This is a genomic window from Dietzia cercidiphylli (assembly GCF_014145145.1).
Classification (GTDB): Bacteria; Actinomycetota; Actinomycetes; order Mycobacteriales; family Mycobacteriaceae; genus Dietzia; species Dietzia natronolimnaea.
Genome location: NZ_JAALEA010000070.1, coordinates 18702 through 27235, shown reverse-complemented (window position 1 = coordinate 27235; position 8534 = coordinate 18702). Strand labels below are relative to the sequence as shown.

5 protein-coding genes and 1 pseudogene are annotated in these 8534 nt (G+C 69.0%); 1 reads left to right on the top strand and 5 read right to left on the bottom strand.

The genetic code is table 11. From position 1 onward, the window contains the following. Window positions 1-192 (bottom strand): annotated as a pseudogene (locus G6028_RS03325) (DUF3566 domain-containing protein); the annotation flags it as partial. A gap of 6 nt (window positions 193-198) precedes the next feature. Continuing rightward, window positions 199-2721: a DNA gyrase subunit A gene (gyrA, locus tag G6028_RS03320; protein WP_182658032.1), complete on the bottom strand. Its 2523-nt coding sequence runs from the start codon at window positions 2719-2721 to the stop codon at window positions 199-201. A gap of 450 nt (window positions 2722-3171) precedes the next feature. Between gyrA and G6028_RS03315 the strand changes: the two genes are divergently transcribed. Then, window positions 3172-4407 carry an alpha/beta fold hydrolase gene (locus G6028_RS03315; RefSeq protein ID WP_338404137.1) on the top strand — a complete coding sequence of 412 codons (1236 nt, stop codon included), beginning with the start codon at window positions 3172-3174 and terminating at the stop codon, window positions 4405-4407. Window positions 4408-4482: 75 nt separating this feature from the next. On the opposite strand, the gene gyrB is transcribed toward G6028_RS03315, so the two are convergent. The 3 genes from gyrB to recF form a co-directional block, all read right to left on the bottom strand. Next, a complete protein-coding gene (gene gyrB, locus G6028_RS03310; protein WP_179524014.1) occupies window positions 4483-6600 on the bottom strand; it encodes a DNA topoisomerase (ATP-hydrolyzing) subunit B in 2118 nt (705 codons plus the stop codon). 117 nt (window positions 6601-6717) lie between these two features. Continuing rightward, entirely contained in the window at window positions 6718-7272 is a 555-nt protein-coding gene (locus G6028_RS03305; RefSeq protein ID WP_179524013.1) for a DciA family protein, read from the bottom strand. Further along, window positions 7269-8531: a DNA replication/repair protein RecF gene (gene recF, locus G6028_RS03300; RefSeq protein WP_182609573.1), complete on the bottom strand. Its 1263-nt coding sequence runs from the start codon at window positions 8529-8531 to the stop codon at window positions 7269-7271. The genes G6028_RS03305 and recF overlap by 4 nt, the downstream gene beginning before the upstream one ends. Window positions 8532-8534: the final 3 nt, after the last annotated feature.

Sequence of the window (8534 nt, the reverse complement as noted above, 5' to 3'; positions counted from 1 at the left end):
GCCGGGCAGTCCCTCGGCGCGGTGCTGGGTCGCCGCGGGGAACGACGCGGTCGCGGTCGCGTCGTCGGGGGTGGTCTCCACGGCGGGGGACTCCGCCCCGGTCGTGGAGCTGGCCGACCCGCCGAAGCCCGGCGCAGGGGTGGAACCCTTGGGTGCCGGGCCGCTCTCGGGTCCGTCGCTCGGCTCGGTCATCGCCTTCTACTCCTTGTCGGACCCGGCGTCGAGCCGGTCGTCGTCGTCGGGCTCGTCGGCGTTGCGGGCGATCGCCAGCAGCGAGTCGCCCTCGGCGAGGTTCATCAGGCGCACGCCCTTGGTCTGCCGGCCCGCTTTGCGCACCTGCTTGGCGAACGTGCGGATCACGCCACCGCTGGACGTGATGGCGTAGAGCTCGTCCTGCAACTCCACGATCGTCGCACCCACGAGCTTGCCGCGCTTGGGATCGAACATGAGCGTGAGCACGCCCTTGCCGCCCCGGCCCTGGGCCGTGTACTCGGCCAGCGCGGTGCGCTTGGAGTACCCGCGCTCGGTGGCCACCAGCAGGAAGAGCTGGTTCTCGTCCATCTCCGAACGGACCACCGACATGCTGAGCAGGGCGTCGCCGTCGTTGAACCGCATCCCCATGACACCGGACGTCGCACGGCCCATCGGGCGGAGCGTGTCGTCGTTGGCGTGGAACCGGATCGACTGTCCCTTCTCGGAGACCAGGAGGAGGTCGTCCTCGGGGCCGGCGAGGGCGGCACCGACGAGCTCGTCGCCGTCGCGGAGGTTGACGGCGATGAGACCGCCCGAGCGAGGCGAGTCGTAGTCCTCGAGACGGGACTTCTTGACCAGGCCGTTGCTGGTGGCCAGGACCAGGTACGGGGCGTCCTGGTACCCCTTGATCCGGATGACCCCGGCGATCCGCTCCTCCGGCTGGAACGCGAGGAGGTTGGCCACGTGCTGGCCCCGCGCGGTGCGGCTGGCCTCGGGCAGCTCGTAGGCCTTGACGCGGTAGACCCGGCCCTTCGTGGTGAAGAACAGCAGCCAGTCGTGCGTGGAGGAGACGAAGAAGTGCCGGACGATGTCGTCCTGCTTGAGCTCCGCACCCCGCACACCCTTGCCGCCCCGCTTCTGGGCGCGGTAGAGATCCGTGCGGGTCCGCTTGGCGTAACCCGTCTCCGTGATGGTGACGACGACGTCCTCGCGGGCGATCAGGTCCTCGTCGGTGACGTCGCCGTCGGCCGGGATGATCACGGTGCGTCGGTCGTCGCCGTACTTCTCGACGATCTCGCGGAGTTCGTCTCCGACGATCGCCCGCTGCCGCTCGGGCTTGGCCAGGATGTCCTTGTAGTCGGCGATCTCGAGCTCGATGGCGGCGAGCTGGTCCACGATCTTCTGTCGCTCCAGGGCCGCGAGGCGGCGGAGCTGCATGTCGAGGATGGCCTGGGCCTGGTCGTCGTCGATGTCGAGGAGGTCCTTGAGACCCTCGCGGGCGATGTCGACGGTCTGCGACCGACGGATGAGCGCGATGACCTCGTCGAGAGCGTCGAGCGCCTTGACCAGCCCGCGCAGGATGTGGGCCCGCCGCTCGGCCTCGTCCAGCAGGTACTGGGTGCGCCGGACGATGACCTCGATCTGATGCGTGACGTACAGCCGCACCAGCTGGTGGATCGGGAGCGTGCGCGGCACGCCGTCGACGATCGACAGCATGTTGGCGCCGAACGACGTCTGCAGCTGCGAGTGCTTGTAGAGATTGTTGAGGACGACCTTGGCCACGGCGTCGCGCTTGAGCGTGATGACGATCCGCAGGCCCACACGATCGGACGACTCGTCGTCGATCCTGGAGATGCCGGCGATCTTGCCGTCGCGCAGCTGCTCGGCGATCGACAGGATCATGTTGTCCGGGTTGACCTCGTAGGGCAGCTCGGTGATCACGATGACGGTGCGGTTGCCGTCCTCCTCGATGGAGGTCTTGCCGCGCATCCTGATCGAACCGCGCCCGGTGGTGTAGGCGTCCTTGATGCCCTGGTCCCCGACGATGAACCCGTGGGTCGGGAAGTCCGGCCCCTTGATGAAGCCCATGCAGGCGTCGAGCGCCTCGTCGTCCCCGGCGTCCGGGTTCTCCAGAACCCAGTAGACGGCCTCGGCGACCTCGCGGAGGTTGTGCGGCGGCATCTTGGTGGCCATTCCCACCGCGATGCCACTGGAGCCGTTGATCAGCAGGTTCGGTACCCGGGACGGCAGAACGACCGGTTCGGATGTCTTGCCGTCGTAGTTGGGCTGGAAATCGACCGTGTTCTTGTCGATGTCCCGGACCATCTCCATGGCGAGCGGGGTCATCTTGCACTCGGTGTAGCGCATCGCGGCCGCACCGTCGTTGCCGCGCGAACCGAAGTTCCCCTGGCCGTCGACCATCGGGTAGCGCATCGCCCACGGCTGGGCCAGACGGACCAGGGTGTCGTAGATGGCCGAGTCACCGTGCGGGTGGTAGTTGCCCATGGTGTCGGCGACGGGCTTCGCGGACTTCACGTAGCTACGGTCGGGCCGGTAGCCGTTGTCCCACATCGCGTAGAGAATGCGACGGTGGACGGGCTTGAGCCCATCCCGGACGTCCGGGAGGGCCCGCCCGACGATGACGCTCATCGAGTAGTCGATGTAGCTTCTCTGCATCTCCGCCTGGATGTCGACCGGTTCGATGCGGTCGTGTCCCCCGGCGTCGGGCGGCAACGTCGTGTCCGTCATGGGCTCCTCTTCGGTTCCTCGTCGCGCTGGCTTCTCTCGCAGACGATGTCGCGGGCACGCGCGTGCTCTGACGGCGGCCGTACGACCCGCCCAGTCTATAGGTCCTGGGGAAACGGGTTCGAGGGCACGCCTCGGGCACCCTATTATCTGCGAATGGAACAGGTCCTCGAGCGGGTGCGCCGCCGGGTCCTCCGGGCGTCACCGCTCCCGGACCCGGTCCTCGCTGACCCTGTCCGCTCGCCTGGTCTCGGGCCGCCTGGTCTCGGGCCGCCTGGTCTCGGGCCGTCTCGACGGATTGCCGTGCCCAGATGATGTGACGCACGTAACATTTCCGTCATGTCGCGCCTCCGTAGTGAACCCGGCCACCGAAACCGTCGTCTTGTGGCCGTGGCGGGAGCCTCTGTCTTTGCGCTCGTCAGCGGCCTTGCAGCCCCTGCCGGCGCGCAACCGGTGACGCAGCCGACCGCGAACCGGGACGGCGTCCAGTTCGACCAACCGGGCGGTTTCTACGACACCCGGGGCCTCGCACCCTCGTCCCCGGGCGCCGTCCTCCGTGCGCAACCGGCCGACCTACCGCTCGCGGTATCCGTCCCCGGACTGCCTCCGCTTCCCTCCCCGCTGCCGGCGGTGGCTCAGCGTGTCGTCTACCAGACCCTCGACGTCGACGGTCGACCCGTGGCCACATCCGGCGCGCTGTACGACTCGACCGCACGGTGGAACGGTCCCGGTCCACGACCCACCATCGTGATCGGGCCCGGTACGCAGGGTCAGGGCGATGCGTGTGCCCCGTCCCGGAATCTTGAGACGGCGCTCGGCGTGAACCCGCAGACCGGGGGCGCGGTGCCCTCGTATGAGCAGGCGTTCGCGCTGGTCCTGGCCGCCCAGGGCTTCCGGGTGATGGTGATCGACTACATCGGGCTCGGCACGCCCGGCGTGCACACCTATTCCGACCGGGTGGAGCAGGCCCACGCCATGCTGGACGGTGCCCGGGCCGCCCGCGCTCTGAGCGGGGACGCTCCCGTGGTGTTCTGGGGTCATTCCCAGGGTGGAGGTGCCTCCGCGGCCGCTGCCGAGCTCGCCCCCGTGTACGCCCCGGATGTCGACCTGCGGGCGGCCTACGCGTCCGCTCCCCCGGCGGATCTGCTGGCGGTGCTCGACCACATCGACGGCTCCACGCTCACCGGTGCGATCGGGTACGCCATCAACGGCATGTCCCAGCGCTTCCCCGCCGTCCAGCAGGTGGTCGACAGGCAGGTCAACGGCGCCGGTCGGGCCGCGCTCGCAGACATCGCCGGCCTGTGCACCCTCGACCTGCGCTCGGCGTACGGGATGCGCACCACCAACGAGTGGACCCACTCGGGCCGCAGCCTCGGAGAGCTGATCCGCTCCGAGCCCGAGGCCTTGCGGGTCCTCGATCACCAGCGGATCGGCCGACTCCGACCCGAGGTCCCGGTGATGGTCGCCGGGGGTGTCAACGACGACATCATCCCGCTCGGTCAGGTCGAGCAGCTCGGCCGGGACTGGTGCGACCAGGGAACGGCCGTGCACTTCCGTTATGAGACGACCCCGCCCGTCGCCGGCGTGACGCACGCCGCGGCGGCCGTGACCAACTTCCCGGCGGCCCTGGACTTCGTCACCCGCCGGCTCGCGGGAGAACCCGCGCCGAACGACTGCGGGAGCCTGTAGCCCACGGGTCGGCGGGCATCTCGCGGGCGATACCGCTGCCCTCCCTGCGAGATGCCCGCCGACCGGGGGCGCGGATCAGACGTCGAGGAAGCGGACGTCCCGCGCGTTGCGGGTGATGAAGTTGCGGCGCGCGTCGACGTCCTCGCCCATGAGGATCGAGAACAACTCGTCGGCGGCCGCGGCGTCGTCGAGCGTGACCAACCGGAGGGTGCGCACCGTCGGATCCATGGTGGTCTCCCACAGCTCCTTGGGGTTCATCTCACCGAGACCCTTGTAGCGCTGGATCCCGTCCTCGACGTTGATCTTGCGCTTCTTCTCCAGACCGATCTTGAGGAGCTCGTCGCGCTCGCGGTCCGAGTACGCGAAGTCGGGCTCGCCCTTGCCCCACTTGAGCTTGTACAGCGGCGGCTGCGCCAGGTAGACGTTCCCGTTCTCCACCAGCGGCTTCATGAACCGGAACAGGAGGGTGAGCAGGAGCGTCGAGATGTGCTGACCGTCGACGTCGGCGTCGGCCATCAACACGATCTTGTGGTAGCGCAGCTTCTCGAGATCGAACTCCTCGTGGATACCCGTGCCCAGGGCGGTGATGATCGCCTGGACCTCCGTGTTCTTGAGGACCTTGTCGATCCGGGACTTCTCGACGTTGATGATCTTCCCGCGCAGCGGCAGGATCGCCTGGAACATCGAGTCCCGACCGGACTTGGCCGAGCCGCCGGCGGAGTCGCCCTCCACGATGTACAACTCGGACTTGGCCGGGTCCTTGGAGCGACAGTCGGCCAGCTTCCCGGGGAGCCCGCCGATATCGGTCGCCGACTTGCGGCGGACCATCTCGCGGGCCTTGCGGGCGGCGACGCGGGCCTGGCTCGAGGCGATGCCCTTGTTGACGATCACCCTGGCCTCGGCCGGGTTGGCCTCGAACCAGTGACCGACGTGCTCCGAGACCTGCCGCTGGATGAAGCCCTTGACCTCGGTGTTGCCCAGCTTCGTCTTGGTCTGACCCTCGAACTGGGGGTCGGAGATCTTGGCCGAGATCACCGCGGCGAGGCCCTCGCGGATGTCGTCACCCGTGAGGTTGGGGTCCTTCTCCTTGAGCAGCTTCTTGTCGCGGGCGTACTTGTTCACCAGTGAGGTCAGCGCGGCGCGGAAGCCCTCCTCGTGGGTGCCGCCCTCATGGGTGTTGATCGTGTTGGCGAAGGTGTGGACCGACTCCGAGTACCCGGAGTTCCACTGCATCGCGACCTCGACCTCGTGGCCCGTGCCCTTGCCCTCGAAGTAGAGGATCGTCTGGTGGATCGCCGTCTTGGACTTGTTGATCGCGGTGACGTAGTCCTTGAGGCCGTCCGGGTAGTGGAAGGTGCGCTTGCGCTCACGGACCTTGACCGGCTCGGCGGGCTCGGTGGTCTCGACGGCCCCCTCGACGAAGGCCTGCTCCGCGTCCACGGCGTGCTCGATGTCCGACCCCTCGTCGGAACCGGGCGCGGAGTCGGATCCGCGACCCTCGCTGTCCGCGATCGCGTCGAGCTCCGCTGCCTGTTCCGCCCGGGACCGTCGATCGGTCAGGGTGATGGTCAGGCCCTTGTTGAGGAACGCCATCTCCTGGAGGCGACGGGCCACCACGTCGAAGTCGTACTCGGTGGACTCGAAGATCGACCCGTCAGCCCAGAAGCGGACCCTGGTGCCGGTTCCCTCGGCGGGCCCGGCGTCGACGAGCTCCTCGGGGACGGCCATGTTGAAGTTCTGCTGCCACAGGCGTCCGTCCCGCTTGATCTGCACCTCGACCCGGGTCGACAGCGCGTTGACCACCGAGATGCCCACGCCGTGGAGACCACCGGAGACCGCGTAGGAGTCGGAGTCGAACTTGCCGCCCGCGTGCAGCTGGGTCATGACGACCTGCACGGTGGGCATGCCCTGCTCGTGCATCTCGACGGGGATGCCACGGCCGTCGTCGATCACCTCGACGCCGCCGTCCTCCAGCAAGGTCACCTTGACACCGGTCGCGTGGCCGGCCATTGCCTCGTCGATCGAGTTGTCCACCACCTCCCAGATCAGGTGGTGCAGACCGCGCGTCCCTGTGGAGCCGATGTACATACCCGGACGCAGCCGGACGGCCTCGAGTCCTTCGAGAACGGTGATCGATGACGCACCGTAGTCGTTCGTGCCCTTCTTGCTGGCCTTGCTCTTGGCGTCCGCCACGTGCGAACTCCTCGCGTCTCGGGGGTCTGGGACCGGCCCAGTCTACCTGCGACAACCCGCGCGCGGCCCCCGGGCTCGCCAGGACGGGCCCGATGGCCACCCGGGTGGCTCCGCCCCTCAGCCGTAGGTGTCCCGCGGCCCACGACCGGACACGTGCAACGGGCCCTTCCGCCAACTGGGTTTCTCGGGGCCCTCGATCTTGAGGCGACGCACGTGACCCGGTCCCATGGCCGCGGCGATCTTGCGGAGGATGTCGGCCGCCACGAGCCGGAGTTGGGTCGCCCACGCGGTGCTGGAGGCGCGGACGTACAGCACGCCCTCCTCGAGTCGCTCCGGGGTGGCGTGCGCGGACATGTCCTCGCCGACGATGCGGTCCCACTCCGCGAACAGCCGACCGGTGGTGACCTTGTCGTCCCAACCCCGTCTCTTGGCGACCTGGCCGACGAGTCGCCCGAGCGGCTGGGGATCCCAGGGGTCGGCACCCGACCCGGTCCAGCCACGTTTGCGCAGCCGCTTCCCGCCTCCCACCGGACCGGTCCGCCCGCGACCGACCTGTTTGCCGTCCGCACGAGCCCGTGTGCGCGCCTCCTCGAGGGCCTGCCTCGCGATGTCATAACCGCGTTGTGGCGGGTCGGACGGTGTTATCGGATCCCTCCGCTGATCGTCGGTCACCTGTGGACCTCCCTGGTCGAGGGTGCGGTGTCGTCGTCTCCGTCGTTCTGGTCGTCGTCCATAACCTCGTCGTGACGTCCGGCGGCGCGGCGCGACACCGTGATGTCCGAGTGACGACCCGCGCCCTCCCCCGTCATCACCACGTCATGACGGACCCCCCGCAATCCGTCCGGGACGTCCTCGCCGACCGCCGCGGTCACCAAGACCTGTTCGACGCCGGTCGCCGCCGCCGCGAGGGCGGCACGGCGGTGGCGGTCGAGTTCGGCGAACACGTCGTCCAGGAGCAGGACGGGCTCGATGCCGTCCGCCCGGAAGAGTTCGAGCGATCCGAGGCGCAGGGCGAGGGCGAACGACCACGTCTCGCCGTGGCTGGCGAACCCCTTGGCGGGCTCGTCACCGAGCGACAGGACCACATCGTCCCGGTGAGGTCCGACGAGGGACATCCCCCGGTCGATCTCGTCCTGGCGTCTCCTCCCGAGCTCGGCGAGCAGGACAGCCTCGACGAGCTCGGGGTCGGCCAACTCGGACTCCTCCGGCGCGGCGCCGACCCGGAACCGGTACGCGAGATCGGCCGGACGGGACTCCGGCGCCAGACCGCGATAGGCATCGACGACCAGTGGTCGCAACTCCTCGAGCAGGAGGACGCGCCCCGCGACGATCCTCGCCCCGAGTTGGGCGAGACGACCGTCCCACACGTCGAGCGTGTCCAGGGCCGCCTCCGCCTCCTCCCCCCTCCCGCGCCGGAGAACGCCGGAGGCGGATTTGAGGAGGGCCGACCGCTGTCGGAGAACAGAGGAGTACTCGGCGAGGTCGCCCCCGTGGGCGGGCCGACGTTGGACCAGGAGCTCGTCGAGCAGTCTGCGACGCTCGGCCGGTTCCCCCCGGACCAGGGCCAGGTCCTCGGGTGCGAAGAGCACGGACTGCACCACCCCGAGGATGTCGCCGAGGCGGCGGCAGGGCGAGGTGTTGAGCCGCGCCCGGTTGGGCCGCCCCGAGTTGAGGGCCAGCTCCACGGTGAGTTCACGTCCGGCGTTGTGGGCGAGGGCGGCGATCATGGCCGTCTCCGCGCCCGTGCGGATCATCGGTGCCTCGGCTGCAACCCGGTGCGATCTCAGGGTGGCCAGCACCCCGACGGCCTCGAGGACGTTCGTCTTCCCGTGACCGTTGCGCCCCACCAGTGTGGTCACCCCGGGCTCCAGCTCCAGCTCGAGCAGAGGCCAGGATCGGAAATCCAGGAGCCTGAGGTGACGCAGGTGCATGCC

Bases quoted from the DNA above. Each gene is read 5' to 3' on its own strand.
- recF (WP_182609573.1), bottom strand. From the start codon at position 8,531: ATGCACCTGCGTCACCTCAGGCTCCTGGATTTCCGATCCTGGCCTCTG.
- gyrA (WP_182658032.1), bottom strand. From the start codon at position 2,721: ATGACGGACACGACGTTGCCGCCCGACGCCGGGGGACACGACCGCATC.